Origin of the sequence: Pseudosulfitobacter sp. DSM 107133, from assembly GCF_022788695.1 — a bacterium.
GTDB lineage: Bacteria > Pseudomonadota > Alphaproteobacteria > Rhodobacterales > Rhodobacteraceae > Pseudosulfitobacter.
This window is the reverse complement of record NZ_CP085157.1, coordinates 133,770-158,961: the sequence shown is the minus strand read 5'-3', so window position 1 is coordinate 158,961 and position 25,192 is coordinate 133,770. Positions and strand designations below refer to the sequence as shown.

Below are 25,192 nucleotides of genomic sequence, written 5' to 3'. Positions count from 1 at the left end.
CACTGCCCTCAAGTCTTTATTGTTTTGCAAAGCTTAACAGATATTGTGGATAAATCCAGACCAAACCGTTGAGCGGCCTGGGGGCGTTGAAGGCACCGATTTCTGTCGACGGTAAACTGTTAAAAATCAGCGTCTTGGGCGACTGCGCTCTCGCTCTACTTCAACACCTCGTTGCCAACTACGTAGTGACCACAAGATGTATTGTGAGTGCGTACAGAAATCAGTCGGCAGAATCGGATGGGCGATTCTCGGGAATCTCAATCGAGCAGCCCCAGCCTCTCAGCCCGCTCCAGTAGCATCTTGACCGAAGAAGGCTGCCAGCTTGTCCGCCCGCGTGGTGTGCGTTCGCGCATCGCTTCCAGCCGGGTACAGATCGCCTGAAGCGTGATGTCGGGGTCCGCGCCCTTGATGCCGGCGACGATGGCGGGCAGACGGTCGTCGGTTTCGCGGCGCCCGGCGCGGGCCAGCACCTCGGCCGGCAGGAAGCCGTCGCGGACATAGGCATTCACAGCGCGCAAGAGACGGCTTTGGGTCCAGCGACGCGCCTCGGGCAATGGGCCGTTGATGATGCGCACCACGTCTTCCCAGGCCAAGTCGGGTCGCAACCGGCGCACATGGGGCACCCAATCTTGTGCCGTCTCGTTCAGACGCTCCATGTAGCCGTCTTGTCGCGCCAGCCGCACTTTGCGAAGAGCAGCAGGGTCTTTGGCCCGCAGTCCAGGGTTCCCGCCGACCCGGCCCTTGGTACGGGCGCTCGCCAGCCCCGCCTTGGTACGTTCCCGGATCAGCGCCCGCTCGAACTCGGCCGCGGCGCCCAGAACCTGCAGCGTGAACTTGCCTTGCGGGGACCCGGTGTCGATCGGGTCCTGAATGGAACGAAAGAACGCACCCTTGGCCTCCAGCCGCTCGATCACCTCCAGCAGATGCGACAGGGATCGCGCGAGGCGGTCAATCCGCACGACCACCAGCGTGTCGCCCTTGCCGATGCGCTCCAACACCCGCGCAAGCACCGGCCGCGCACGATTGCCGCCCGAGGCCTGTTCTTCATGGATCTCGACGCATCCCGCAGTTTGCAGGGCCTCAGACTGGGGCAGGGGGGTCTGATCCTCTGTGGATACGCGCGCATAGCCTATCAGGGGCATGAAAATCGGCCGTTTGCAATTTCATATACCGTTACTAAACGACCGATTACGCGTGATGGTGTCGTGATATCTGGGCTAGCGCTGCTCAATCGTCTTTCTCTCACCTTGACATTGGACCTCCAGCAAATGATATATCTAGCTAGATAGCTAGCTAGGTGAAGTGCGATGTGGACAGTTCAAGATGCGAAAAACAAGTTCAGTGCGGTTGTCGATGCCGCGCTGGCAGGGACGCCCCAAGAAGTCACACGACGCGGCAAGCCGGCGGTGGTCATCCTGTCTGCGGATGAATACCACAGGCTGGTTGATGGGGCCGTGAGAGCGCGCGAGAGTTTTGCAGAGCATCTGATGGCATTTCCTGGTGGGGATGTCCCGCGCGCCAAAGCCGCACCGCGTGACGTAAGCTTTTGATGTATATTCTCGACACCAACGTCATTTCGGCTGTGCGCCGCCCGGACCGTGCGCCTCAGGTGGCGGCCTGGTTGCGCGGGAAGGCCGAGCAGGACCTTTTCCTGAGCGTTATCACACTGGGTGAAATTGAGCGCGGCATCCGCCAGCAGGAGGGGCGCGATCCCGGTTTTGCGCGTGACCTTCGCTCCTGGCTTGATCGGACCGTCCTGCTTTTTTCTGACCGATTGCTGCCGTTCGATGCCGAGGACGCTCGCATCTGGGGCCGGTTGTCGGCAGAGGTCGGTCACGCAGGCGCTGATCTGATGATCGCGGCCTCGGCGCTGCGGCATGCTGCAACCGTTGTCACTGGAAATGTCAGTGATTTCGCGCCGACGGGGGTGACGATCGAGAATCCGTTCTAGGGTGCGGTTTGTTGCGGCAGGGCAGGGGCGTCACAACCCCGCGGACTTGGTCAGGTTCACCCGGAATCTGTCGCGGCGGCGCTGATAACGGCGGGTCATCTCGGCAGAGGCGTGACCGAGGTGCTTCTTCTGGACATAGCGCTCGTCAACCTCGGCGCTACTGGCCAGACCGGAACGCAGCGAATGGCTGGAGAACAGCGCCAGCCGTTCCGCTTCTGGCAGATCCGACCGGATCCCGGCGTCGCGGACGGTTTGATTGATCAGCCGGGCGACATGTTTGTCGTTCAGTCTCGTTTCGAACGCCCTTTTGCCATCGCGCGAGGGACCGACGAAGATCGAGCCGAAGTCGATCTTTGCGAAGTGCAGCCATTGCTCGAGCGCATGGACAGGGCAGGTTTGGTCCTTGGAGCCGCGGCCGATCTCGACCTCGCGCCAGCCGGTCTTGGCATTGAGGGTGAGCAGGGCGCCCTTGTCGAAGATCTCGATCCAACCGCCAGAGTCCGGCGCGTCGTCCTTGTGAACATCGAGGCTGACAATTTCAGACCTGCGCAGACCGCCAGCATAGCCGATCAGCGGGATCGCCCGATCCCGCAGGCCGCGCAGGTCGAAAGGAAGGGTTGCCACCATCGCGAGGATGTCTTCGGCTAGGATCGCTTCCTTTTGCACCGGGGGGGGGCGCGCGTGTTTGCGCTTGATCCCAGCAAGCACCGTCGCGATGTGGCGGTTCTAGCGATCGAGGGCGAACCCGCGCTGAGCATAGTTCCACGCAAGGCCGGAGAGACGGCGGTCGATCGTGCTGACCGATAGGGCTGGGGAGGGGCCCGACCCGTAGGCGAGATCAGCGAGGTAAAGCCCGATCATCTCGGGCGAGGGGGGTAACGGCTTGGCGCCTTTCATCCGGCACCAGCGCGCAAAATGGGTCCAGTCCTCGGCATAAGCTTTCAGCGTATTATCCGAGGCGGCGGCGCGGGCATAGTCCCGGGCGGTATCCACCAGCCGATCGAGGCTGCCAGACCCGGCCATATGAGAGGGCAGGGCGATGCCGTCGCTTTACTCTTGATCGCTCTCGTCGATGCGCGAATTATTAAATTTATCAGAGTTCGCCGACGTCGTTTTCTCGATCTCTGAGGGCATTTTCCACTGATTCCGGCGATGAAATTGAACTGTCGCTGAGCACATCTTTATGCGTCTGATAAATGGCAAACTTATTGGCATAGCTGCGGCCGACAAGGCGAGGCGCTTATAGTGCTATTTTCTGGAAGAAAGCGCCGTGATGACGTAAGCTTGAAGCATGACATTCACCCGGCACGCCCGGCATTGCCAAGTTGTTCAGCTTGCATGATCAGGCTATTTCAACGTCATGAAAATCCCAACCAGTATCCTGCGCCTAAAGGGCTTCCGGTTCCCTCGCGAAATCATCGCATACGCTGTTTGGGCTTGCCATCGCTTCGCAATGAGCACGGCCGACGTCGAAGACCTGCTGGCCGAGCGCGGTGTGATTGTAAGCCGGGAAGCGATCCGGTTGTGGGTCAATCGCTTTGGTCCACATTTCGCAAATTGCGTCCGGCGCGATCGTCCTCGCCCCAATGACAAATGGCATCTGGATGAGGTCGTTATCTCGATTCGAGGGAAGAAACATTGGCTGTGGCGTGCCATCGACGCGGAAGGGGACGTCCTCGACATTCTCGTGAAAACGCGACGAAACGCTAAAGCAGCCAAGCGGTTTCTCCAAAGGCTGATCAATCAGTTCGGCGAGCCGAGGGTCGTGATCACCGACAAGCTGCGCAGCTATGTCAAGCCGATCAAAACATTGGCACCGGACGCTGACCACCGCGCCCACAAGGGATTGAACAACGCCATCGAAGGATCACACAGGCCGACCCGGAAGCGAGAGAAGATATTCGGCCGGTTCAAGTCACATCGGCAGGCTCAGAGGTTTCTATCCGCTCACGATCAGATCAACCTGATTTTCCGTCCCCGCCGATTTCAACTCACCGCAAACTCATATCGCCACGCCCGAGCTGACGCGTTCAGCCTCTGGGCAGAATACACCATCTAGATGGTGGCGTAATTTACAGACCTGCAACACCCTACGACACGCGGCCAACAACTTAGCAATGCCCTTTGGGCGTGTCGTTTACGCCTGTCCTGTCAAAGCGGTTTTGTTTGCCAGCAGGAAATCCCGGACCGACTCCGCCTTCTGCCCGATCAGTTTTTCAACCTCATGCGAGGCAACATCAAGACTTTCCGTAGCAATGGCGACGTCGAAGGATGAGAAGACATCCGCGACGAACTCCGGCAGGCCGTTCTTGACCATAGCCTCGACAAGCGCATCGCGCGTGATCGAGACATAGGGGATCTTCTTTCCGGAAACTTTGGACAGGATCGCGGCGATCTCGGCATGGCCGACGGCCTCGGGTCCGGTGATGTCGCGCAGGGTCGATCCGGTCTCGGACAACAGGGCCGCGGCGGCAGCGCGGGCGCAATCTTCGCGCGTGACATAGCCTGCTTTGCCTTCGCCTGCTGCCGCGTATAGCGCCCCCGCATTGATTGCCTGCTGTCCGCTCTGCAACAAGAGATCGGCATAAAGGCAGTTGCGCAGGATCGTGTGCGGGATGCCGGTCTGCTTGATCAGCGCCTCGGTCTCACGGTGATCGGCGGCAAAGGTTATCGGGCTGCTTTCATCCGGGTTGGTGAGCGACGTATATACGATATGCGAAACACCGGCGTCCTGCGCGGCGGCGATCGCGTTACGGTGCGCGGCAAGCCGTTTGCCCGGCTCAAGGTCGTCCGTCGAGATGATCAGCAGCCGCCCGCCGCCGGCAAAGGCCGCACCAAGAGCGGCCGGGTCATTGAAATCGCCTGCCCTGACGTCGACCCCACGCCCCAGAAGGGCCGCGAGCTTTTCCGGCGTGCGGGTGATTGCAACAAGGGGCTCGGCCCCCTGCGCCAGCAGGTTCTCGATGACTTGACTGCCGAGTTGGCCGGAGGCACCGGTCACGATGAAGGGGCCTTTGATGTCAATTGACATGACTTTGTGTTCCTGTTCCAAGTTTCTGTTCAACCGAAGCGAAAGGCGCTTTCGATAGCGCCAAGAACGTGATCCTCCAGCGTCTTGCGACCGATATCGTCGCCCGCCGCACCCGCCACGACATGCAGCGGGATGAGATGCTCTTCGCGCGGATGGGCATCCCGGCCGCCGGGTGCGTCCGACCAGTGCGTCAGCCTGCGGTTGCGGTCCTCGGAATCGGGGCAGGTCGTCGCCTCGGTCAGCCAGGTGTCGAACGCGCCGCCAACGATGTCGCCCCGCGGCCCGCAGCGCAGGCTCCGCATCATCACGCCCATGTTGTGATAGGTGTTGCCGCTGCCGAGGATCAGCACGCCCTCGTCGCGAAGGGGGGCCAGGGCCTGGCCAAGCGCGATATGGCGCCCGGGGTCGAGATCGCTGGCAACCGACAGCTGGACGCAGGGAATGTCGGCCTCCGGAAAGGCGACCTTGAGCGGCACGAAGACGCCGTGGTCAAACCCCCGCACGGCATCCTTTGCGGCGGGGAGACCCGCGGCGCGGATCAGGTCATGCACGCGCTCCGCCAGCGCCGGATCGCCGGGGGCAGGCCAGGTCAACTCGTAGGTATGGGGCGGGAAACCGCCGTAGTCGAACAGAAGCGGTGGGGCAGGGTTGGTCTGCATGGTAAAGGCAGGCTCTTTCCAATGACCCGAGATCACCAAGAGCGCCCTGGGGCGCTCAGGCAGCGTGCCCGGCAGATCCTTCAGGAACTGCCGGTGCCGGTCCCACTCATCGGGCGGGTTCCAGTCCATGAAGAAGCAGGGGCCGCCCCCGTGGGGAATGAAGAACGTGGGTTGGCGGGCCATGTCCGTTTGTCCTTCCCGGTTTGCAGGGAGACCTCGCGTGTCTCGTGAAGACACTGAATAGTTGATGCATGGCGAAAAATAAAGTAGGAACGGAAAAGTAACTGCATAGCCCGAGGGTGAACAGCGATGCCCAAGGTCCCGCCACAGTGCCCGATGGACTCGATTTTGCGTCTGCTCATGGGACCCTGGACCACCTACATCATCTGGGTCCTGAGCGATCAGGGGCCGCAAAGGTTCGGGGCGCTGAAGCGAGCTGTGCCGGGGATATCAACCCGAATGTTGACCGAGCGTCTGCGGATGCTGCAAGGCGCTGGTGTCATCTGGCGCGAACAGGCTGAGACCATTCCGCCTGCGGTGTCCTATGGCCTGACGTCGCGCGGCAACGACTTGCGAAGCGTTCTCGACGCACTGGGAGAGATTGCACATAATTGGGAACACGAGGGCGTCTTCGCAGGCGAGGGAGGTGGTCGGCATGAGGGTCAGTAAAGTTGACGATGTGCTCAGAGGGGCCAGGACCGTTTTCCTGAAATTTGGCTTCGAAGGTGCCAGCGTCGATGCGATTGCCGAGGAAGCGAAAGTATCCAAGGCAACCCTTTATGCTCATTGTTCAAGCAAGGAACAGCTCTTTCTGATCGTTGTGCAAGCGGAGTGCGACAGGCTCTCGGCCGAAATATCTCGACCGCTATCAAGCAGAGAAGATCCGCGAAGCGTCCTGGAAGAGCTCTCACGGCGCATGATCGACCTTGTGATGGATGATGACTACATTCGTCTATTGCGTTCCTGCATTGGTGCGGTTTCGGTTCTGCCCGAGGCAGGCGACATATACATGGAAGCGGGTCCGAAGCGGGCTACCGGAATTGTCGCGCGGATCCTTCAAGGCATGCGCGACGCGGGATCTCTGCACGTGCAGGATTGCCATACTGCTGCCGGTCAGTTCATTCATCTCTCCCTGTCCGGCGTCATCATGCCGAGACTGTTGGCGCTCGAGCCTCGGATCGATGCATCAGAACATTCCACGAAAGCTACCGACACCTTTCTAGACGTCTATTCCGCGGGCAATAGCTCGATTTAGCGGGAGGAGGACATCCAGGTGGCTTCATGTACTCTTGACAGCAGGCGCCACGCCTTTTTGACGCGATGTGCACCGGACGCTTGACTTAGGTGGTAACGAGACATAGCTGCCTGTCGAACCTAACCGTCCGGATGGTACAGAAATGAAAGGGCGCCTACTCGCTGCGGGAGAAGGAAAGACCTCGCGGAAGATCCTCGAGGCGGCGCGTGCGATTGCCGCGCGTGAAGGTGCTGGAAAAATAACGATTGACGCCGTCGCAAAGGAGTCCGGCCTGAGCAAGGGCGGGGTGCTATACAACTATCCGACGAAGAAAGCCCTGCTATCCGGACTTTTGAACCAAATGCTCTCGGCGCATCGCGTGCTCCTTAACGATCTGCCCGAGCGGCTGTCCTCGCGCACATTGCGAGGACATCTTGAAACCATCACCCGATCCAAGGATGTCGACGATGACCTGTCCATGGCGATACTCGCCGCCGCGGCCTCGGATCCACAGCTGCTAGATCCACTCCGCGTTGAGCTGACCGGCGATCTTGAGCGCATCCTGTCCGACACGAAGGACGCTCCGGGTGCCATGATTGCCGTCCTTGCGATCCAAGGGCTGAGGTTCCAGAAGCTTTTGAAGCTTCCGGATGGCGGCGCGGACATCGGGGAACGCGTCATCGAACGATTGAGGACCATGATCAATGAACTCGAATAGAAAGACACGACGTTTGAAGCAATTAATGTCTGTTGTCTTGGTCGCAGGCGTGGCTGCCGTTGCAATTCCGTTCGCTCCGTCGTTCCTGACCGACGTGCTTGCTCAGACCGCGACGGGCACCACGGAGGCAGATGTTGACACACGGCCTGGGGGGAACGCGGAACGACCGGTCACAGTCGAAGTCACCCGTGTGATCAGTCGCTCCGTCAATCAATCCCGCACCGTCGCAGGTCGCGTCGAACCTGCCCGGACAGTGGATTTTGCGTTTCAGATATCGGGGCAGATCGTTCGGCTCGCGGTGGAGCCCGGCGACACGGTCCGCGCGGGCGACGTTATTGCCGAGCTCGATCCGGTCGATTTCGAGCTTACGGTCCACCGGGCGCAAGCGTCCTTCGATCTCTCGAAGTCCGAGCTTAATCGCGCGGCCGGTCTCGCCGCGCGGGGTGTCGCGGCCGACGCCCGGCTCGAGACTGCGCGCGCCCAATTCGCGCAGGCAGATGTCGCGCTGCGAGAGGCACGGCGGCGTCTCTCACAGACCCAGATCGTCGCGCCGTTCGACGCGATCGTGGCGCGCACCTTCGTCGAGGAATACGTCAACATTACTTCGGCCGCCCCAGTCGCACGCTTGCAGGACCTCAACGAGATGCTAGTCGTGATATCGCTGCCGGAGGATCTTGCGGCCATTGCGCGAGCGACACCCGGCGCCTTCCACATCGTGGCGAGTTTCCCAGCCGTGCCGGGCTACACGGCACCTCTCGTATTCCGGTCCTTTGCGACCGATGCCGACCAGACGGCGCAGACCTATGATCTGGAATTCGCCATCACCGGCGATATCGACCCGCGCCTGCTGCCAGGAATGATTGCGGATGTGCGCATTGCCATTGCGGCAGAAGAAAGTCGCCCACAAGCCATCATCGTTCCGGTTTCAGCGGTGGACACGACGAGCCGACCCAATCCTTCTATTTGGGTCTACAATGAATCATCCGGCCAGGTCTCGCGCAGGTCGGTCCAGCTTGGGCTTCCCGTTGATGACGAGGTTGTCATTCTGGGCGGTCTGGAGGGCAACGAACTGGTCGTGTCTGGCGGCTGGTGGCGGCTCAGCGACGATCAGGCAGTCGTCGTTTCGGGTTTGTGATCCTACCCTTTTAACAGGACGAAATTAGTTCATGGCACTCAGCATTTCACGCGCCAGCATCAAGCGTCCCGTCGCGGTATGGCTTGCGATCATCTTCTGCCTGTTCGGTGGCTACTGGGGGCTGAACACGGTCGGCCGTCTGGAAGATCCGAGCTTTACCCTCAAGACCGCGCTCGTCTTCGTGCCCTATCCCGGCGCCACGGCCGTCGAGGTCGAGGAGGAAGTCGCTGACGTCATTGAGAATGCTTTGCAGCAGATGAAGCAGCTGGACAGGGTCGAATCCAAGTCGATGCCGGGCATGGCGCAGATTACTGTTGACATCGTGGACACCTATGGTCGTGACGAAATCCCGCAGGTCTGGGACGAAATGCGACGCCGAATCCGAGATGTGGAGGGGGAGCTTCCGGCGGGCGCGCGCGCACCCATCATAAACGACGACTTTGGCGACGTCTTCGGCATGTTCTACGCTGTGACGACCGAAGGTCTGACCCCACAGCAGCAGCGTGATCTGGCGAGGTCGTTGCGAGTCGGACTCGTCACTGTCGACGGGGTCGCAAATGTCGAGGTTCAGGGCCTCGCCGAAGAATTGGTCACCATTTCGATCCCATCCGCCCGCCTCACTGGACTTGGGATTCCGCCCAACCAGATACTTGGTCTTCTCACGGACGAGAACCAGGTGTTCACCAATGGCGAGATAACCGAGGGCCCTGCACGTATCGGCCTGTCGGTTCCGCCGGGTTATGTAACACCCGAAGGGCTTGAAGAACTGCGGCTTGGCGTGGCTGGAGAGGTCGGACAAGTGGCGGTCAACGACATCGCCCGTGTCACTCGCGATGAGGCCGAACAGCCAAGCCAGATCATCCGCCAGAACGGAGCAGCAGCCTTCACTCTCGGCGTGTCGGCGTTGACAAACCGGAACGTCGTCGAGGTCGGCGCTGCGGTCTCGGACCGGATCGAACAGCTGAGGGCCGCGTTGCCCGAGGGGGTAGAGATCACCCCTATCTATGAACAGCATGTTGTGGTCGACGAGGCGGTTTCGAGTTTTCTTGTCAGCCTAGGGCAGTCCATCGCCATCGTCGTCGGGGCGCTGATGCTGACCATGGGCTGGCGGGCGGGCCTTGTGGTGGGGACAACGCTCGGGCTCACCGTTTTCTCCACGCTGTTCTTCATGTCGGTGTTCGGGATCCAGATGGAACGGATCAGCCTGGGCGCCCTGATCATCGCAATGGGAATGCTGGTTGATAACGCCATCGTCATCACCGAGGGAATGGTAATCGGCATGGCGCGGGGAAAGAGCGCGGAAGACGCGGCGGTCGAAACAGAAGGTTCCACATCCATCCCCTTGCTCGGCGCGACCGTGATCGGGATCATGGCCTTTTCCGGGATTGGTCTGTCGCCCGATGCGACGGGCGAGTTCCTGTTTTCGTTGTTCGCGGTGATCGCCATATCGCTGCTCATGAGCTGGGTTCTTGCCGTAACGGTCACGCCGTATCTTGGCAAGCTGCTGCTCAAGGCCCCCAAGAACATTTCGGATGATCCCTACAAGGGCGCTTTCTATGGGGTTTATCGCGGGTTTCTGTGGCTGGCGCTGCGCGCCCGTATCCCGGTCGTGCTGACAATCTTGGGGATCACCGTCTGGTCGGTGATGGCCTTCGGTCAGGTTAAGCAGGCCTTTTTCCCGGCGTCGAACACCCCGATTTTCTATGTCCAATTCCAGATGCCGCAAGGGACCGACATCAATGTCACCGAACGCGAAATGCGACGTCTGGAACAAATGTTTCTGGCCGAAGAGGGTGTAACAGATGTGACGACCCTGGTGGGGCGTGGTGCAAGCCGCTTCATGCTGACATACAACCCAGAGCAGGCGGATGCCAGCTATGGCCAGCTCATCGTCCGGGTTGCGGACGCCGCGATGATCCCGGCGATCGCCAGCAGACTCAACGAAGACTTGCCCGCTGAATTCCCCCACGCTCTGATCCGCGTCGAAGAGATCGTGTTCGGACCGCCAGCCGGTGCCGATGTTGCAGTTCGTTTTTCGGGACCCGATCCTGTCATCCTGCGCCAGCTCGCGGATGAGGCGACAAGCATTTTCGAGGAGGCAGGTACGATCACTAATCCGCGCACCAACTGGCGCCAACGCGAGATTCTCATTGAACCTGTCGTCGACGAGTCGCGGATGCGGCTGGCCGGCGCCACGCGCAGCGCGATCGCGGACACTATTCGCTTCGGAACCTCTGGCTTGCGCGTTGGCGAGCTGAGAGAGGGAGATGTGGTGATCCCGATTCTTCTCCGACTTCCAGAGAGCGAACGTGACGGCATTGGCCACGTCCGCGACCTGTCGGTTTGGTCCGCGGGGGCGGGATCCTATGTTCCCATGGCCAACCTGGTGGAACGCTTCGAAACACGCCTCGCCGAGGCGCTCATTCACCGGCGCGACCGCGAACGGACGATCACCGCCCTTGGTGGCGCGCGCAGCGACCTCACCGCTGATGAAGCTTTCCGCAGTGTCCGCGCCGAGATCGAGGCCATTCCGCTTCCGGAAGGTTACTCGATGGAATGGGGTGGCGAATTCGAAAGCGCAGGGGAGGCGCAGCAAAGCCTTGGCAAACAGCTTCCCCTAGGCTTCCTGGTCATGCTGACGATTTCGATCCTGATGTTCAACAAGATCCGCCAACCGCTGATCCTTTGGCTTGTCGTCCCCATGTCCGTGACGGGCATGGTCCTGGGGCTGTTGCTCACCGGATTGCCTTTCACCTTTACGGCCTTGCTCGGCTTCCTCTCGCTATCCGGGATGCTGATGAAGAACGCGATTGTTCTGGTCGAAGAGATCGACTTGCAACGTGCAGATGGTGTTGCGGATTACGAGGCCGTGATGAATGGATCGGTCAGCCGTCTGCGCCCGGTGGTGCTCGCGGCCGGCACGACGATTTTCGGCATGATCCCACTGCTGCCGGATGCGTTTTTCGCGTCTATGGCGGTCACAATCATGGGCGGCCTTGCCTTTGCTTCGGTCTTGACGCTGGTGGCCGTGCCGGTGCTTTACGCGCTCCTCTTTCGGATCCGTCCTCCGAGGCGGGAGATGAATCCGACCACGTTGCATTCGAAGTTGATCTCTTCCTGACTTTGCGAACTGGTCGATATCACGTGAATAAGGTGACGACTTTGTGGGTAAACATTCTCTCTGTCTGACCGCAAATTTCTAAAAGACAGCAATCATTAACCCTTTCCCGAGCCATTGGAATCGCAATTGCGGCTTGAATTTGGTCCGCCTCTTCGCTAATAATCTAACGGATGTTAGATTATTAGCGAAGAGATCATATGACCTCCCCACTTCATCAGCTGAAAATCATCGAACTCGGTCATGTTATTGCTGGACCACTCTCGACCTCGCTGCTTTCTGATTTTGGGGCAGACGTCATCAAGATTGAGGCACCCAACCGGACGGATATGATGCGCGATCTCGGACCAAAGGCCGGGGACGGAGTTGGCGTTTGGTGGAAAACTCTGGGCCGCAACAAAAAAATTCTGAGCCTCGACTGGAAGTCGGGCGAAGGACGGGACATCCTGCGCAGACTGGTTGAAAGCGCCGACGTACTTGTTGAAAATTTCCGGCCAGGCGTGCTTGAACGTGCGGGTGTCGGGACTGAAACCCTGCATAAGTGGAACCCGGATTTAGTTATTCTGCGCGTTTCGGGTTACGGTCAGGACGGCCCGATGCGGGACGTGCCCGCTTTCGGGCGCGCGGCAGAGGCGTTGAGTGGTCTAGCCCATCTGACTGGTTTTGCGGACGGGCCACCGATGCACCCCGGATTTCCAGCGGCCGACAGCACGACAGGGTTGATGGGTGCTTTGGGGATCATGATCGCGCTGTTTGCCCGGGAAAAAGGGATTGCGCGTGGTCAGGTCGTCGATCTTGCGGTGTTCGAGGCGCTGCTTCGACTGATGGACTATCCCGTGCCCGCATTGACGGGCGCGAACCTCTCGCCGCGGCGCAACGGGCTGCGCCAGCCGATGGATTTTGCGCCGGGGGGCATGTTCCGAACCTCTGATGGGGTGTGGGTGACCGTTTCGGCTGGTAGCGCAGAAACAGCGCAACGCCTGTTGCGGGCGGTCGGCGGAGATGCGCTGGCCGATGATCCGCGGTTCGCTACACTCGACGAGATGTCGCAGCATATGGCCGTGGTCTTCGACGCCATAAATGATTTCGTCACGCAACACACGCTTGCGGAAGTCGAGGCGGAGTTTGCCCGCTATGATGCGGTTGCCTCTCGTGTGCTGAGCGTCGAGGAGATCATGACGAATGAGCAGATACGTCATCGCGGCGACATCGTATCGGTTGAGGGCGAGCAAACGCAGGTGATTGGACCTATCCCGCATCTCAGCGCCACCCCCGGTGAGTTGCGCTGGCTAGGGCGGCCGCCGGGCGCGGACAGCCGAAGCATTCTGCGCAATCTTGGATATGAAGATGACCGGATCACTGCCCTGTGTGAGGCAGGGTTTGTAGGTGTGGATGGGAGCGAGACACAATGACATTTCGAATGACGGGTGAACAAAAGGAAATTCGAGATCAGATCCTGCGTATATGTGCGCAGTTTGATGACGACTACTGGCTGGACCGGGATCGGAACGGGGGTTTCCCGCATGATTTGCACAGGGCGATGGCAGATGGTGGCTGGCTTGGCATTGCCATGCCGGAAGACGTAGGCGGTGCTGGTCTGGGGATCACCGAAGCGACCATCATGATGCAGGCGATTGCCGAATCGGGGGCTGGCGCCAGCGGGGCCTCGGCCATCCACATGAACATTTTCGGGCTCAACCCGGTGGTCAAGTTCGGAACCGATGAACAGCGCGCTCGCATGCTGCCCCCTCTGATCGCCGGCGATCAAAAAGCTTGTTTCGCTGTAACCGAGCCGACGACCGGGCTGGATACCACCAAGCTTAAAACCATAGCTGTGCGACAGGGGGACAGGTACGTCGTTCATGGTCAAAAGGTCTGGATTTCGACCGCGCAGGTGGCCCACAAGATGCTGCTTCTGGCCAGAACGACACGGCTTGAAGACGTGACTAACCCGACCGAGGGTTTGAGCCTGTTCTATACGGATCTGGACCGCAATTTCGTGGATGTTCGCGAAATCGAAAAAATGGGCCGGAAAGCCGTTGACTCGAACGAGATGTTCATCGACAGACTGCCAATCCCGGCCGAAGACTTGATTGGGGAAGAGGGCAAGGGTTTCCGACAGATTCTGCATGGGCTGAACCCGGAACGCATCCTCGTTGCCGGCGAATGCATCGGCATCGCACGCAATGCATTGGTGCGCGCCGCGCAATACGCCAACGAGCGTGTGGTCTTTGGGCGGCCGATCGGCCAGAATCAGGGCATCCAGCATCCGCTGGCAATGGCATGGGCACGGGTGGAAGCTGCCAATCTCATGGTGATGCATGCCGCCGCCCTCTATGATTCGGGAGAGGCGTGCGGAGTGGAAGCCAACGCTGCCAAGCTACTGGCCGCAGATGCCGCGGTCGAGGCGACTGAAGCAGCGCAGATTACCTTTGGCGGGTTTGGATACGCCAAGGAATATCATGTGGAGCGTCTGGTAAGAGAGGCACTACTTTTCCGCATCGTCCCCGTGACACCACAGATGCTTTTGTCGTTCATCGCCGAAAAAGCGTTAGGGCTTCCAAAGTCTTACTGACCAGAGGTGATCACTATAGCAAAGCGCATTCTTGTCTTGCATAGTTTTCTAACACGCGTTAGATTATCCGCAACGAACCCGAACGGGACACAGGGAGGAGGCGTCATGACTAAGACGCAGTACGGGTCTTCGCGAGGAGACTTGGCGTCACGCGCAACCGTGTATGCAAGCGACTTGTTTGCGGGTAAAACCGTTGCTGTGACGGGCGCCGGCGGTGGCTTGGGTCTTTCCATTGCGGTGCTGTTCGCTAGGTTGGGTGCCAATCTTGCGATCAATGGACGCGACGCGGTAAAGCTGGCCTCGGCCAAGGAATTTCTCGAAACTTTTGGTGGCATGGTGTTTGCCAAGCCTATGACGATCCGGGATCCCGGACAGGTCGAGGACTTCGTTGGCGAGGTCAACCGTGAATTCGGATCGATTGACGTTCTGGTGAACAATGCCGGGGGTCAGTTTCCCCAAGCAGCGTTGGACTTTTCTCCGAAGGGCTGGAACGCGGTCATCGACACCAACCTCAACGGGACCTGGTGGATGATGCAATCCACCGCACGACACTGGGTCGAGCAAAAGCGACCCGGTTCTATCGTGAATATCGTGGCCGACATCTGGCGCGGCATGCCGGGCATCGCGCATACCTGTGCGGCGCGAGCAGGGGTGATATACTTGTCAAAATCGGTCGCGGTAGAGTGGGCGCCGCATGGGATTCGCGTGAACTGCGTGGCGCCCGGATGTTGTGAAAGCAACGGCTTTCACAACTATCCCGAAGACGGCGCGGCCACCTTCGAGGACTCAAATCCGATGCGCCACGCCGGCGACGAATGGGATGTCGCCGAAGGCGTTGTTTATATGGCGGCAAATTCGGGGAAATTCGTAACCGGTGAAGTTCTGAATATCGACGGTGGGCAGCAGTTGTGGGGAGATCCCTGGCCCACAGGTCGACCGGATTACTTCCGGATATCTTGATACGTGCATTGCCTGGGGGAAAACGGGGGCCATATGACGACACTAAGTAATAAGCCGATACTGGAATGCACAGGGATCGAACGCCGTTTTGGCGGTATCGTTGCTGTCACCGGTGTCGATCTTGTCATCCAGCGAGGGGAAATCTTCGGCCTTGTTGGGCCGAATGGCAGTGGCAAGACGACGCTTACCAATGCAATCACCGGGTTCTACCCGCCAAACGAGGGGACTGTCCGGTTGGCCGGAAAGAACATTACCGGCACGGCACCCCACAAGGTTGCAAAGCTCGGTGTGGCCCGGACGTTTCAGAACCTCGCGCTCTTCAATGGGATGAGCGTTCTCGATAATATCCTGCTCGGCCGGCACATTCATATGCACCCGGGAGTTTTCCGCACGGCGTTCTATTGGTGGGCGGCCCGTCCTGAAGAAGTCGAGAACCGCAAAATCGTCGAGGAGGTGATCGAGTTCCTGCAGCTCGAGAGCATCCGGTACGAACTGGTCGACGGCCTTCCGATCGGGCTGAAAAAGCGGGTCGAACTTGCGCGGGCCCTGGTGGCAGAGCCGCAGATGTTGATCCTTGACGAGCCGATGGCGGGTATGAACCAGGAGGAGAAGGGGTATATGTCCCGCTTCATTCTGGACGCGCGGGATGAACGCGGCGTTAGTGTCCTGCTTATCGAACATCATATGGACGTCATCATCGGTATTTGTGATCGGGTGCTGGCACTCAACTACGGCGAAATGATCGCCAGCGGTATCCCGAAGGATGTTGTAAAAGATCCGAGGGTTATCGAGGCATATATTGGAGGATCGCATGGTTGAAGCAGCAAAATCGCAGTTTTCCGCCAGCGAAACGATCGGGGCATTGCTGGCACGGAACGCGTCAAGCTACGGGTCGAATATTGCTATTCGCGAAAAAGAGCGTGGAATCTGGAAGGAAACCACCTGGGCAGAGTACGCCGAAGAAGTACTGGCCTGCGCGGCCGGGCTTGAGAAGATCGGCGTAAAGCCCGGCAAGGCTGTGCTCATTCTGGGCGACAACCGTGCGCGGCTCTATGCAGGCATGCTTGCGATTTCGCTGCTCGGTGCCTATGCAATGCCGGCTTATCCTGGCGCAACGATCGAAGAGCTTCAGCATTTCCTGAGCGAGGTCGAAATCGTCGCGGCCATAGCAGAAGATCAAGAGCAAGTGGACAAGGTCCTCGAGCTGCGGAGCGCGAGCGCGAGCGGCATAGCGCATATCATATACGACGAAACGCGCGGGCTCAGCTTCTATGAAGACGACGGCCTGATGTCATGGGATCACCTGATCGAAATCGGCCTGCACAGTCTCAACGAGGATCCGCGCCGCCGCGATGAACTTCTGAACAGAGCGAAGCCCGAGGACCCGGCAATCTTCCTGCATTCGTCGGGCACCACGGGCAAGCCGAAGGGTATCGTACTGAGCCAGAAGAATGTTCTTGCCGCTGTCCGCAATGGCCATGCAGCGGGAGTGTTTGGAGAGGGAGAGGAAATCCTTGCCTATCTCCCGATGGCCTGGGTCGGCGATTATGCCATAACGGTGGCGGCGGCGCTGATGTTCCGGTTCACGGTGAACGTACCGGAGAGGCAGGAAACGGTCGTTCGAGACATGCGGGAAATCGCACCGACCTTCTACCTGGCAGCACCCAGGAGTTGGGACCAGATGTTGACAACAATCCAGGTCGGCATGGAGAACTCAACCCCGTTGAAGAAGTGGCTCTACCACTTCTTCATGGACCGGGCGATTGCCGCCGAGACGCGCAAACTGAACGGCCAAAGTGGTGGTGCGTTGGAACCACTGGGCCGTTTTCTGGGGGAGGCTCTCATTTTCGGTCCGATCAAGGATCAATTCGGCATGAGCCGCCTGAGGAATGCGTTTACCGGTGGCGAGGCGATTGGCGAAGATACCTTCGTGTTCTACCGCGCCCTCGGGATCAAGCTGCGCCAGTTCTACGGCCAGACCGAGCACAGCGCGATCACCGCGATGCAGGCCCCCAACGAGGTGCGCCTGCATACCGTCGGCAAGCCCGTGCCGGGTGTCGAGGCGAAGATTGACGAGAACGGTGAAATCCTCTTGCGCTCGGAAGGTGTGTTCAATGGCTATTTCAACAAACCCGAAGCGACCGCCGAAGCCCTGACGGACGGGTGGCTGCGTACTGGCGATGCCGGCTATCTTGAGGAGAATGGCCAGCTTGTGGTTCTGGGGCGCGTCTCCGAGGTCATGCATACGGCGGGCGGTGAACGCTACGTGCCAAACTATATAGAGAACCGGCTGAAATTCAGTCCGTATATCAAGGATGCGGCCGTTGTCGGAGCGGGGCGGGATGAGCTGACTGCGATGATCTGCGTGGATTTTGAAGCTGTCGGTCATTGGGCCGAGGTGAACGGTGTGCCATATGTGTCCTATTCAGATTTGTCTCAGCGCGACGAAGTCGCGGCGCTAATACGCCCGGCTTTCGAACGGGTAAACAAGGCCGTCACCGAGCCACTGCACCTGAAGCGCTTTGTCTGCCTTCCAAAGGAATTTGACCCGGACGATGGCGAGATCACTCGAACCCGAAAACTGCGTCGCAAGGTCGTAGAGGAACGCTACGCCGATGTTATCGCGGCACTCTATGACGGTTCAACCAAGGTCCATGTGAGCGCCCAGGTGGCTTACGAGACCGGAGAAATGGGGAAGGTCGAAAGAACCCTTCCCATAAGGGAGGTTTAAATGGATTGGGTTTTTTTATCAGAGCTTGCGATCAACGGTGCCCTGACGGGTCTGTTGTATTCACTTTTTGCCATCGGCCTGGTCCTGGTCTACAAGGCATCCTCGGTGCCTAATCTGGCGCAGGGCGGGCTGACAATGGTCGGGGCTTATGTGGTTCTTGCCCTAGCGCGCGATCTGGGAATGCCGTTATGGCTAGCTATTCCGCTTGCTGCGGTCGTCATGTTCGGTCTGGGGTTTGGCATTGAAAGGGTGGCGCTTCGGCGTCTCGCGGGCCGTCCGGTCGTCATGATCCTGATGCTGACACTTGGCCTCGACATCTTCCTGCGGGGCACAACGCTTGCAATCTGGGGTGGGACGTCGCGTTCGATGGAACTCGGTGTCAGCTATGAACCATTGTTTCTGGGCGACATCTTCATCAGCCGCATCCATCTGGTCGGCGCCGGCGTTGCGCTTGCCCTGTTCGTCGCTTTCATGGTGTTCTTTCGAACCCGGACCGGGATCAAATTGCGGGCGATCGCGGATGATTACATGGCATCATGGTCTGTCGGAATTTCGGTCGAGCGCGGTGTCGGGCTGTCCTGGGCCCTCGCTTCTGTGGTGGCTGTGGCGGCAGGTGTCATTTGGGGCGAAATCCAGGGTGTCGATCAGGCACTGTCGCTTCTGCTTCTCAAGGGTCTGACTGTCGCTGTTCTGGGTGGTCTCGACAGCATATTAGGCGCGATCGTTGCTGGTATCATTCTGGGCGTAATCGAAAATGTCGGTGCGGAATTTCTTGATCCGCTTGTCGGAGGCGGCAGCCGCGAACTCATCGTCGCCGCGGTCCTGATTCTTACGGTCATGATCCGTCCGCACGGACTGTTCGGCCGTCACGACATCGAAAGGGTGTAAAATGTTCTATCGACTCTCGGGTGTCTACCACTCCAGTTTGATCTCGGATAGCCGCATGTTCAAAGTTCCGGCAGACCGGAACTTGGCGGTGTTCCTTCTGTTGATCGGACTTGCGGCACCGTTTATCCTACCGTCACTTTACCTTAACAGTTACATTTTGCCTTGGCTGATCTGGACAGCCGCCGCTTTAGGACTGAACTTGGTGACAGGCTGGGCCGGACAGCTCCATCTCGGATATGCCGCAGTAATGGCCGTTGGTGCCTATTCGGCCATACATGCCGTGCGGCTCGGGGTGCCTTGGGAAATCGCCTTGATCATTGGCGGGTTGGCGGCATCAGTGATCGGCAGTCTGTTCGCCTTTGCCGCATTGCGGGTCAAAGGTCTTTATCTCGCGCTCACGACCCTCGCGATGCAATTCGTGATGGACTGGGTATTGACCCACTCCCCAACGATTTCCGGCGGGTCACACGCATCACTTCAGGCTCCAACTTTGGCGCTGTTAGGACAGCAGATCACCTCTGATGCCGGCTATTATTATGTCGCACTTGGCTGGTGCGTCTTGGTCACAATCTTCATGCTAAACCTCAAGCGCACTGGGCTGGGACGTGCACTTGTCGCAGTGCGTGAGAAGGATTTTGCTGCGGCGATCCTCGGCGTAAACAGCTTCTACTACAAGATCCTAGCCTTCGCGGCATCGTCTTTCATTGCCGGTGTCAGCGGGGCCCTGCTGGTCGCGACCTTCTACTTTCTGGCCGCACCCGAACAGTTTTCGGTAAACGTATCAATCCAGGTATTGGCGATGGTGATCGTAGGCGGACTTGGCAGCATCATCGGGTCCTATTTCGGAGTTGCGTTGATCCTGCTCGTGCCGGGGCTGGTGAACGGGCTCGTCGTGACAGCGAGCGAAGAGCTCGGCATGCAGGTCAATGTGGAAACGCTCGCTCATATCCCCAATGCGGTCTACGGCGCGTTGATCGTCATCATTCTCATGATCGAACCGCTAGGTCTCGGAAAACTCTACGGCAATATCAGAGACTATCTTATGACCTGGCCCTTCGATCAGCTCAGAAAGTAAAGAGGAATGCCGATGCAAGAGAAAGCCCAAGGCCAGTCCATTCTGTCGATGAATAGCATCGAGGTGCTGTACGACAACGTAATGCTGGCGATCAAAGGCGTTTCTGTTCAGGTGCCGAAGGGCGGAATGGTCGCGCTTCTGGGCTCCAACGGAGCCGGAAAAAGCACAACATTGAAGGCGATCAGTGGTCTTCTGAAGGCAGAACGCGGCCATATCAGCCGGGGTGAGATAAAGTTTGACGGGACCGACATCACAGAGATGCTGGCGCAGAAACGTGTCGAAATGGGCATCTGTCACGTCATCGAAGGACGGCGCGTTTTCGAGCATCTGACTCCAGACGAGAACCTGACTGCGGCCGCACCGATGGGAATGTCCAGATCTGAATTGAGTGTGGAAAAGGATAAAATATACGACTATTTTCCCAGGCTTGCCGAGCGCCGTAATTCGCAGGCGGGTTATCTGTCGGGCGGCGAACAGCAAATGCTTGCCATTGGCCGAGCTCTTGTGACCCAACCGAGTCTTCTGATGCTCGATGAGCCGAGTCTTGGGCTAGCGCCATTCTTGGTGGCTGAAATTTTCGGCATCCTTCAAAAAATCAACCGCGAGGAGGGTTTGTCGGTGCTTTTGGTTGAACAGAATGCCTTGGCCGCGCTGGAAATCGTTTCGGAAGGTTATCTGATCGAAAACGGCCGCGTGGTCATGCATGGTACAGCCGAGGCGCTCAAATCCAACTCCGACATCCAGGAATTCTACCTTGGCGGCGGAGAAGGTGCCAACTTTCACAATGTCAAACATTACAGCCGACGCAAGCGTTGGCTGAGTTAAGTCACTAGACAGAGATTGTTCAGGGAGGAAAAGATGAAGAAACTTACCAAGGCATTAGCTGTTTTTTCTATGATGGGGAGCTGGATGGCCGGAACACAGGCTCTGGCGGAGCCATTCAAGGTCGGGGTTTGCTATGATCTTAGCAAGGCCTATACTTTCGCCACGCCGCAGGTGTCGCAGGCAGCGATGGATGTGGCGAAGCTGATCAACATGCAGGGTGGTATCGGTGGAGAGCCGGTAGAGGTTATCGTTCGTGATCACGGAAACGAGCCACAGCGCGGCATCGAGTGTTATTCCAGGCTGAGCCGGGAAGGGGTTTTCGTCTTCGACACGCTGTCGACGCCTGTATCTTTGGCGATCCTGCCACGCGCGATGGAAGACGGGCGGATTCTCATGCAGTCACTGGTGGGTCGGGGCGATGCGGTGGATGGAACCGTTTTCGAATGGGTCTATCCCGTCGGCCCGACATATTGGGGGCAGGTGGCAAACGATATCGGATATATCAAGCAGCTACATGACGACGATCTCTCGGACGTCAAGATCGGCTACATTTATTTCGACTACCCGTTCGGGCAGGAGCCGATCGAGATTCTCAAAACGCTGTCGCAGAAAGAGGGTTTCGAACTACTGCTTTACCCCGTGCCGCTGCCGGGCAGCGATCAATCCGGTGCATGGTCGAAGATGCGTCGTGACAATCCCGACCATGTGATCTCATGGATGCTTGGTGGTGCGCATGTCGTCGCTTCGAAGGAAATGCAACGCAATCGCATTCCGATGGACAAGTATATTTCCGTAAACTGGCTGAATGAAGTCGACATCGCCAATATTGGCGCCGAGGCCGCCACCGGGCTCAAGCGCGGCACAAATGTCGTGGGTGGTCAGGACGTGCCCCTGCGTCTGGAGATCATCAATAAACTCTATGACGAGGGAGAGGGCTCCGGTCCGCTCGTGAACACGCAGGACGTCTATTACAACACAGGTCTGGCGATGTATTCGATCATCTTCGAGGCTGCCCGCAGGGCCGCAGACCTGGAGGGGATGCCGATCACCGCGGAATCCTATAAAAAGGGCCTAGAGTCGCTGGAAAACTACGACGCCAACGGTCTGATGGCACCAATCACGGTCACAGCCGAGGATCACGGCGGCGGCGGCAAGACGCGTATCGAGATGTGGGATGGCGAAACCTGGGTTCCGCAGACTGACTGGATCGCGGCGTACGGAGAAGTTGTTTGGGACGTCGTTAGGGAAAGTTCTTCGAAGTACGGGGAATGAAGAATGGCAACTGAACGCAAAATGCGTGGGGCTGAGAATCAGTATTGGAACTATGAGCCCTGCGTTCAACAACGGGAGAGAGAAACATGAAAACCAAACGGAAAGTATGGACTATTGCCATCGCCGCTGCGTTGGCAACCAGCGGGGCGATCGCATCAGCTCAGGAAAATGAGCCGATCAAGTTCGGCCTCTGCTTTGACCTCAGCAAGTCATACACATTCATTTCGCCACAGGTCGCACAGGCGGCCCAAGATCTTGCGATGTACACCAATGAAAACGGTGGCATCGAGGGGCACCCGGTTGAAATCATCGTGCGCGACCACGGCAATGAGCCGCAGCGGGGCGTGGAATGCTATGAGCAGCTGAAGCGTGAGGGCGTTTTTATCTACAACTTCCTGTCTACGCCGGTCACGAACGCGGCTTTGCCGCGTGCCATGAAGGATGGAAACATTTTGATGCAATCTTTCGTCGGCCGTGGTGACGCAGTCGACGGCGAGGTTTTCGGATGGGTCTTCCCTGTCGGTCCGACCTATTGGCAGCAGGCGGCGAACGATGTTGCCTTCATCAAGGGCCAAATGGGGGGCGATCTGAGCGATGCCAAGATCGGCTTCATCTATCTGGACTATCCTTTCGGGCAGGAGCCGATCGAGATTCTTAAGACGCTTGCCGAGAAGGAAGGCTTCCAACTGGAGCTCTATCCGGTTCCGCTGCCGGGGTCGGATCAGTCCGGCGCATGGAGCAAGATTCGCCGAGACAAGCCTGACTATGTGATCAGCTGGCTATTGGCCGGTGGGCATGTTGTTGCGTCCAAGGAAATGCGTCGTAACGGTTTCCCAATCGACCGCTACTTGTCGGTGAACTGGATGAACGAGGTCGATATAAATAACATCGGCGCGGAAGAGGCAAAAGGTGTCTTGCGCGGGACTAACGTGGCCGGCGGGCAAGACGTGCCAATCGTCAAGACGATGCTCGACACCTACTATGCAAACGGAAAGGGCAGTGGGCCGGAAAGCCTGGTTCGTGACGTATACTACAATCTCGGCCTTGCAGTCTATACGACGGGTTTCGAAGCTGCTCGGCTTGCGATCCAGGAGAACGGTTGGCCGTTGACGCCCGAGAGCATGAAATCGGGCTACGAGGCGATAGAAAACTTCGACGCCAATGGCTTGATGGCCCCTGTGACCGTAACGCCCCAGGATCACGGTGGCGGTGGCAAGACACGCATTGAACAATGGGACGGGGCAAACTGGGTTCCTTTGACCGACTGGAGCGCGGACTACATCGATGTGGTGTGGGAAGTGATCAAGGAAAGCTCGGCGAAGTTCACTGTCGAATAGATGGCAGCTCCCCCGTGGCGATCATGTCGCGGGGGAGCAACAACCGCGTGTTCAAGTTAAAACGATGCTGGAGAAACGAAGTGGAAACCATGAGCCCGATCAAGCTTACAATTGAAGACGGAATCGCGACCGTCTGTATCAATCGGCCCGAGCGCAAGAACGCGTTGTCTGTGGACGCAACGAACGGGCTGACAGATGCTTGGAAGAAAATCGGAGCGGATGACACCGTCCGCGTGGCGATACTTACCTCGACCGATTGCGGTGTCTTCAGTGCCGGGCTGGATTTGAAGGAAGCTTCGCAGATAGCGCGTGATGAAGGAGTCGATATTCTGACGAAAATGCGTGACCCGTTTCATGAAACCATGCGCGCCTGCAAGAAGCCGATCATCGCCGCGATGACTGGATCGCTGATGGCGGGGGGCATGATGCTGACCCTCAATTGCGACCTGCGCGTCGGCCTCAAGGGAACAAAGGTTGGTATTACAGAGGTGAAGATTGGCCGGGGGTCGCCTTGGGCGGCGCCGGCGCTGTCGATGCTGCCGCAACCCATTCTCATGGAAATCCTTCTGACCGGCGATCTGATGCCGATTGAGCGTCTGCATGATTACGGGTTCACCAATTATCTCGAGGATACGCCGGACGCGGTGCGCGCGCGGGCGTTGGATCTCGCCAAGCGGATTGCCGGGGGCGCGCCGCTTTCCGTGATCGCCGCCAAAGGCGGCGTTCGCGCCACCATGGATCTGGGCTGCGCAGGCGGTCTGGAAGAAGGTAAGCGCCTGCACGAGGTCGTTTACGCCAGCAATGACGCAATCGAGGGCCCCAGAGCATTCGCCGAAAAGCGCGCCCCGGTGTGGACCGGAACCTGAGGGAGATTGGCATGACCGAGTTGATGCGCCTAGACCGGGACGGCCCCATCGGCATCCTACGCTTTACCCAGCCCGGGAAACGTAACCCCTACAGCATCGGGTTTGTCGAGGATCTCGTAACATGCCTGCGGCAGGCGGAGCGGGACGACACGCTACGCGCAGTTGTCATGACCGGTGGCGATCATTTCAGCAGCGGTGGGGATCTGGTCGGCTTTCAGTCTGAGATTGCCAAAGGCGCGAGAGCCACATCGGAAATGGTGGACAAGGTTCATGATGGCGGGCGCGCCGCGTATCTCTTTCGGAAACCCCTGATCTCCGCCGTCTGCGGTGTCGCCTTCGGTGCCGGCCTGAGCCTGGCCCTGTCGGCGGATATCGTCGTAGCGGCCGAAGATGCCCGGCTGTGCGAGGTTTTTGCCCGTGTCGGCGGCTGCCCTGACACCGGGTCGAGCTGGCTTCTTCAGCAACGCGCCGGCGCGGGCGTGGCGCGGATGCTTGTTCTCACGGGGCGCGAGATCGACGGGCGCACCGCCCGCGACCTGCGCGTCGTCGAGGAATGTGTGCCGGCCGGACAGGTCGAGGCCCGCGCGCTTGAGATCGCGCGCGAGATTGCACAGCATCCGATGTTCGGCGTTCAAACCGCCAAGCGTGTGATGCGCGCGTCGGCGGAATGTAGTTATCTTGAGGCTCTGGACATCGAGCGTGACTGCCAAAGTGTTCTGCTGTGCGCGCATGACTTTCCCGAAGCTATGAAAGCGTTTTCGGAGAAGCGCAAACCCCAATTCACAGACCGATAAGTCGGTCGAAACCATATCGAAGA

Annotated in this window: 23 protein-coding genes and 1 pseudogene; 20 read left to right on the top strand and 4 right to left on the bottom strand. The window is 58.7% G+C overall.

Translation table 11 applies throughout. The features are described from left to right. Positions 1 to 257: 257 nt before the first annotated feature. Positions 258 to 1,142, bottom strand: coding sequence for a recombinase family protein (locus tag DSM107133_RS21920; RefSeq protein WP_243253625.1), 885 nt, complete (start codon positions 1,140 to 1,142; stop codon positions 258 to 260). A gap of 165 nt (positions 1,143 to 1,307) precedes the next feature. Between DSM107133_RS21920 and DSM107133_RS21915 the strand changes: the two genes are divergently transcribed. Next, positions 1,308 to 1,550 (top strand): type II toxin-antitoxin system Phd/YefM family antitoxin, encoded by a 243-nt coding sequence (locus tag DSM107133_RS21915; RefSeq protein WP_067296535.1) that lies wholly within the window; start codon positions 1,308 to 1,310, stop codon positions 1,548 to 1,550. After that, positions 1,550 to 1,951 carry a type II toxin-antitoxin system VapC family toxin gene (locus DSM107133_RS21910; protein ID WP_067296532.1) on the top strand — a complete coding sequence of 134 codons (402 nt, stop codon included), beginning with the start codon at positions 1,550 to 1,552 and terminating at the stop codon, positions 1,949 to 1,951. The genes DSM107133_RS21915 and DSM107133_RS21910 overlap by 1 nt, the downstream gene beginning before the upstream one ends. Before the next feature lie 30 nt (positions 1,952 to 1,981). Here DSM107133_RS21910 and DSM107133_RS21905 read toward each other — a convergent pair. Further along, positions 1,982 to 2,974 (bottom strand): annotated as a pseudogene (locus DSM107133_RS21905) (tyrosine-type recombinase/integrase). 337 nt (positions 2,975 to 3,311) lie between these two features. Between DSM107133_RS21905 and DSM107133_RS21900 the strand changes: the two are divergent. Further along, positions 3,312 to 4,010, top strand: coding sequence for an IS6 family transposase (locus DSM107133_RS21900; RefSeq protein ID WP_047998088.1), 699 nt, complete (start codon positions 3,312 to 3,314; stop codon positions 4,008 to 4,010). A gap of 78 nt (positions 4,011 to 4,088) precedes the next feature. Here the strand turns inward: DSM107133_RS21900 and DSM107133_RS21895 are convergent, their stop codons facing one another. Together DSM107133_RS21895 and DSM107133_RS21890 are read right to left on the bottom strand one after the other, a co-directional pair. Further along, positions 4,089 to 4,982, bottom strand: coding sequence for an SDR family oxidoreductase (locus DSM107133_RS21895; RefSeq protein WP_047998087.1), 894 nt, complete (start codon positions 4,980 to 4,982; stop codon positions 4,089 to 4,091). Positions 4,983 to 5,011: 29 nt separating this feature from the next. Continuing rightward, complete coding sequence (locus tag DSM107133_RS21890) at positions 5,012 to 5,824, bottom strand: class III extradiol ring-cleavage dioxygenase (protein ID WP_047998086.1); 813 nt, start codon at positions 5,822 to 5,824, stop codon at positions 5,012 to 5,014. 153 nt (positions 5,825 to 5,977) lie between these two features. Between DSM107133_RS21890 and DSM107133_RS21885 the strand changes: the two genes are divergently transcribed. The 17 genes from DSM107133_RS21885 (at position 5,978) to DSM107133_RS21805 (ending at position 25,169) form a co-directional block, all read left to right on the top strand. Beyond that, positions 5,978 to 6,310 (top strand): helix-turn-helix domain-containing protein, encoded by a 333-nt coding sequence (locus DSM107133_RS21885; protein ID WP_047998146.1) that lies wholly within the window; start codon positions 5,978 to 5,980, stop codon positions 6,308 to 6,310. Beyond that, positions 6,297 to 6,896 carry a TetR/AcrR family transcriptional regulator gene (locus tag DSM107133_RS21880; RefSeq protein WP_047998085.1) on the top strand — a complete coding sequence of 200 codons (600 nt, stop codon included), beginning with the start codon at positions 6,297 to 6,299 and terminating at the stop codon, positions 6,894 to 6,896. Before DSM107133_RS21885 ends, DSM107133_RS21880 begins: the two co-directional genes overlap by 14 nt. 142 nt (positions 6,897 to 7,038) lie before the next feature. Next, the gene (locus DSM107133_RS21875) at positions 7,039 to 7,593 is read left to right on the top strand and encodes a TetR family transcriptional regulator (protein WP_047998084.1); all 555 of its coding nucleotides are present in this window, start codon (positions 7,039 to 7,041) and stop codon (positions 7,591 to 7,593) included. A gap of 49 nt (positions 7,594 to 7,642) precedes the next feature. Next, positions 7,643 to 8,728: an efflux RND transporter periplasmic adaptor subunit gene (locus DSM107133_RS21870; RefSeq protein WP_240310591.1), complete on the top strand. Its 1,086-nt coding sequence runs from the start codon at positions 7,643 to 7,645 to the stop codon at positions 8,726 to 8,728. Positions 8,729 to 8,759: 31 nt separating this feature from the next. Beyond that, on the top strand, positions 8,760 to 11,849 hold the full coding sequence (locus DSM107133_RS21865) for an efflux RND transporter permease subunit (RefSeq protein ID WP_047998082.1): 3,090 nt from the start codon (positions 8,760 to 8,762) through the stop codon (positions 11,847 to 11,849). 197 nt (positions 11,850 to 12,046) lie between these two features. After that, positions 12,047 to 13,258, top strand: a complete 1,212-nt coding sequence (locus DSM107133_RS21860) for a CoA transferase (protein ID WP_047998081.1) — start codon at positions 12,047 to 12,049, stop codon at positions 13,256 to 13,258. After that, entirely contained in the window at positions 13,255 to 14,421 is a 1,167-nt protein-coding gene (locus tag DSM107133_RS21855; protein WP_163025970.1) for an acyl-CoA dehydrogenase family protein, read from the top strand. The genes DSM107133_RS21860 and DSM107133_RS21855 overlap by 4 nt, the downstream gene beginning before the upstream one ends. A 105-nt stretch (positions 14,422 to 14,526) precedes the next feature. After that, positions 14,527 to 15,381: an SDR family oxidoreductase gene (locus DSM107133_RS21850; RefSeq protein WP_047998079.1), complete on the top strand. Its 855-nt coding sequence runs from the start codon at positions 14,527 to 14,529 to the stop codon at positions 15,379 to 15,381. Positions 15,382 to 15,414: 33 nt separating this feature from the next. After that, complete coding sequence (locus DSM107133_RS21845; RefSeq protein WP_047998078.1) at positions 15,415 to 16,200, top strand: ABC transporter ATP-binding protein; 786 nt, start codon at positions 15,415 to 15,417, stop codon at positions 16,198 to 16,200. After that, positions 16,193 to 18,112: an AMP-binding protein gene (locus DSM107133_RS21840; protein ID WP_047998077.1), complete on the top strand. Its 1,920-nt coding sequence runs from the start codon at positions 16,193 to 16,195 to the stop codon at positions 18,110 to 18,112. Before DSM107133_RS21845 ends, DSM107133_RS21840 begins: the two co-directional genes overlap by 8 nt. Next, complete coding sequence (locus tag DSM107133_RS21835; RefSeq protein WP_047998076.1) at positions 18,113 to 19,000, top strand: branched-chain amino acid ABC transporter permease; 888 nt, start codon at positions 18,113 to 18,115, stop codon at positions 18,998 to 19,000. It abuts the gene before it with no gap. 1 nt (position 19,001) lies between these two features. Continuing rightward, a complete protein-coding gene (locus DSM107133_RS21830) occupies positions 19,002 to 20,075 on the top strand; it encodes a branched-chain amino acid ABC transporter permease (protein ID WP_047998075.1) in 1,074 nt (357 codons plus the stop codon). A gap of 12 nt (positions 20,076 to 20,087) precedes the next feature. Then, complete coding sequence (locus DSM107133_RS21825) at positions 20,088 to 20,900, top strand: ABC transporter ATP-binding protein (RefSeq protein ID WP_047998074.1); 813 nt, start codon at positions 20,088 to 20,090, stop codon at positions 20,898 to 20,900. A gap of 69 nt (positions 20,901 to 20,969) precedes the next feature. Then, the gene (locus tag DSM107133_RS21820) at positions 20,970 to 22,172 is read left to right on the top strand and encodes an ABC transporter substrate-binding protein (RefSeq protein WP_047998073.1); all 1,203 of its coding nucleotides are present in this window, start codon (positions 20,970 to 20,972) and stop codon (positions 22,170 to 22,172) included. Between the two features lie 86 nt (positions 22,173 to 22,258). Next, positions 22,259 to 23,509, top strand: a complete 1,251-nt coding sequence (locus DSM107133_RS21815) for an ABC transporter substrate-binding protein (RefSeq protein ID WP_047998072.1) — start codon at positions 22,259 to 22,261, stop codon at positions 23,507 to 23,509. Between the two features lie 89 nt (positions 23,510 to 23,598). Beyond that, positions 23,599 to 24,375 carry an enoyl-CoA hydratase-related protein gene (locus DSM107133_RS21810; protein ID WP_047998071.1) on the top strand — a complete coding sequence of 259 codons (777 nt, stop codon included), beginning with the start codon at positions 23,599 to 23,601 and terminating at the stop codon, positions 24,373 to 24,375. Positions 24,376 to 24,386: 11 nt separating this feature from the next. Beyond that, entirely contained in the window at positions 24,387 to 25,169 is a 783-nt protein-coding gene (locus DSM107133_RS21805) for an enoyl-CoA hydratase/isomerase family protein (RefSeq protein WP_047998070.1), read from the top strand. The last annotated feature ends 23 nt before the right edge of the window (positions 25,170 to 25,192 follow it).

Excerpts from the sequence above, each read along its gene's own strand:
- DSM107133_RS21920 (WP_243253625.1), bottom strand. The coding sequence starts at position 1,142 with ATGCCCCTGATAGGCTATGCGCGCGTATCCACAGAGGATCAGACCCCC.
- DSM107133_RS21915 (WP_067296535.1), top strand. The coding sequence starts at position 1,308 with ATGTGGACAGTTCAAGATGCGAAAAACAAGTTCAGTGCGGTTGTCGAT.
- DSM107133_RS21910 (WP_067296532.1), top strand. The coding sequence starts at position 1,550 with ATGTATATTCTCGACACCAACGTCATTTCGGCTGTGCGCCGCCCGGAC.
- DSM107133_RS21900 (WP_047998088.1), top strand. The coding sequence starts at position 3,312 with ATGAAAATCCCAACCAGTATCCTGCGCCTAAAGGGCTTCCGGTTCCCT.
- DSM107133_RS21895 (WP_047998087.1), bottom strand. The coding sequence starts at position 4,982 with ATGTCAATTGACATCAAAGGCCCCTTCATCGTGACCGGTGCCTCCGGC.
- DSM107133_RS21890 (WP_047998086.1), bottom strand. The coding sequence starts at position 5,824 with ATGGCCCGCCAACCCACGTTCTTCATTCCCCACGGGGGCGGCCCCTGC.
- DSM107133_RS21885 (WP_047998146.1), top strand. The coding sequence starts at position 5,978 with ATGGACTCGATTTTGCGTCTGCTCATGGGACCCTGGACCACCTACATC.
- DSM107133_RS21880 (WP_047998085.1), top strand. The coding sequence starts at position 6,297 with ATGAGGGTCAGTAAAGTTGACGATGTGCTCAGAGGGGCCAGGACCGTT.
- DSM107133_RS21875 (WP_047998084.1), top strand. The coding sequence starts at position 7,039 with ATGAAAGGGCGCCTACTCGCTGCGGGAGAAGGAAAGACCTCGCGGAAG.
- DSM107133_RS21865 (WP_047998082.1), top strand. The coding sequence starts at position 8,760 with ATGGCACTCAGCATTTCACGCGCCAGCATCAAGCGTCCCGTCGCGGTA.
- DSM107133_RS21860 (WP_047998081.1), top strand. The coding sequence starts at position 12,047 with ATGACCTCCCCACTTCATCAGCTGAAAATCATCGAACTCGGTCATGTT.
- DSM107133_RS21855 (WP_163025970.1), top strand. The coding sequence starts at position 13,255 with ATGACATTTCGAATGACGGGTGAACAAAAGGAAATTCGAGATCAGATC.
- DSM107133_RS21850 (WP_047998079.1), top strand. The coding sequence starts at position 14,527 with ATGACTAAGACGCAGTACGGGTCTTCGCGAGGAGACTTGGCGTCACGC.
- DSM107133_RS21845 (WP_047998078.1), top strand. The coding sequence starts at position 15,415 with ATGACGACACTAAGTAATAAGCCGATACTGGAATGCACAGGGATCGAA.
- DSM107133_RS21840 (WP_047998077.1), top strand. The coding sequence starts at position 16,193 with ATGGTTGAAGCAGCAAAATCGCAGTTTTCCGCCAGCGAAACGATCGGG.
- DSM107133_RS21835 (WP_047998076.1), top strand. The coding sequence starts at position 18,113 with ATGGATTGGGTTTTTTTATCAGAGCTTGCGATCAACGGTGCCCTGACG.
- DSM107133_RS21830 (WP_047998075.1), top strand. The coding sequence starts at position 19,002 with ATGTTCTATCGACTCTCGGGTGTCTACCACTCCAGTTTGATCTCGGAT.
- DSM107133_RS21825 (WP_047998074.1), top strand. The coding sequence starts at position 20,088 with ATGCAAGAGAAAGCCCAAGGCCAGTCCATTCTGTCGATGAATAGCATC.
- DSM107133_RS21820 (WP_047998073.1), top strand. The coding sequence starts at position 20,970 with ATGATGGGGAGCTGGATGGCCGGAACACAGGCTCTGGCGGAGCCATTC.
- DSM107133_RS21815 (WP_047998072.1), top strand. The coding sequence starts at position 22,259 with ATGAAAACCAAACGGAAAGTATGGACTATTGCCATCGCCGCTGCGTTG.
- DSM107133_RS21810 (WP_047998071.1), top strand. The coding sequence starts at position 23,599 with ATGAGCCCGATCAAGCTTACAATTGAAGACGGAATCGCGACCGTCTGT.
- DSM107133_RS21805 (WP_047998070.1), top strand. The coding sequence starts at position 24,387 with ATGACCGAGTTGATGCGCCTAGACCGGGACGGCCCCATCGGCATCCTA.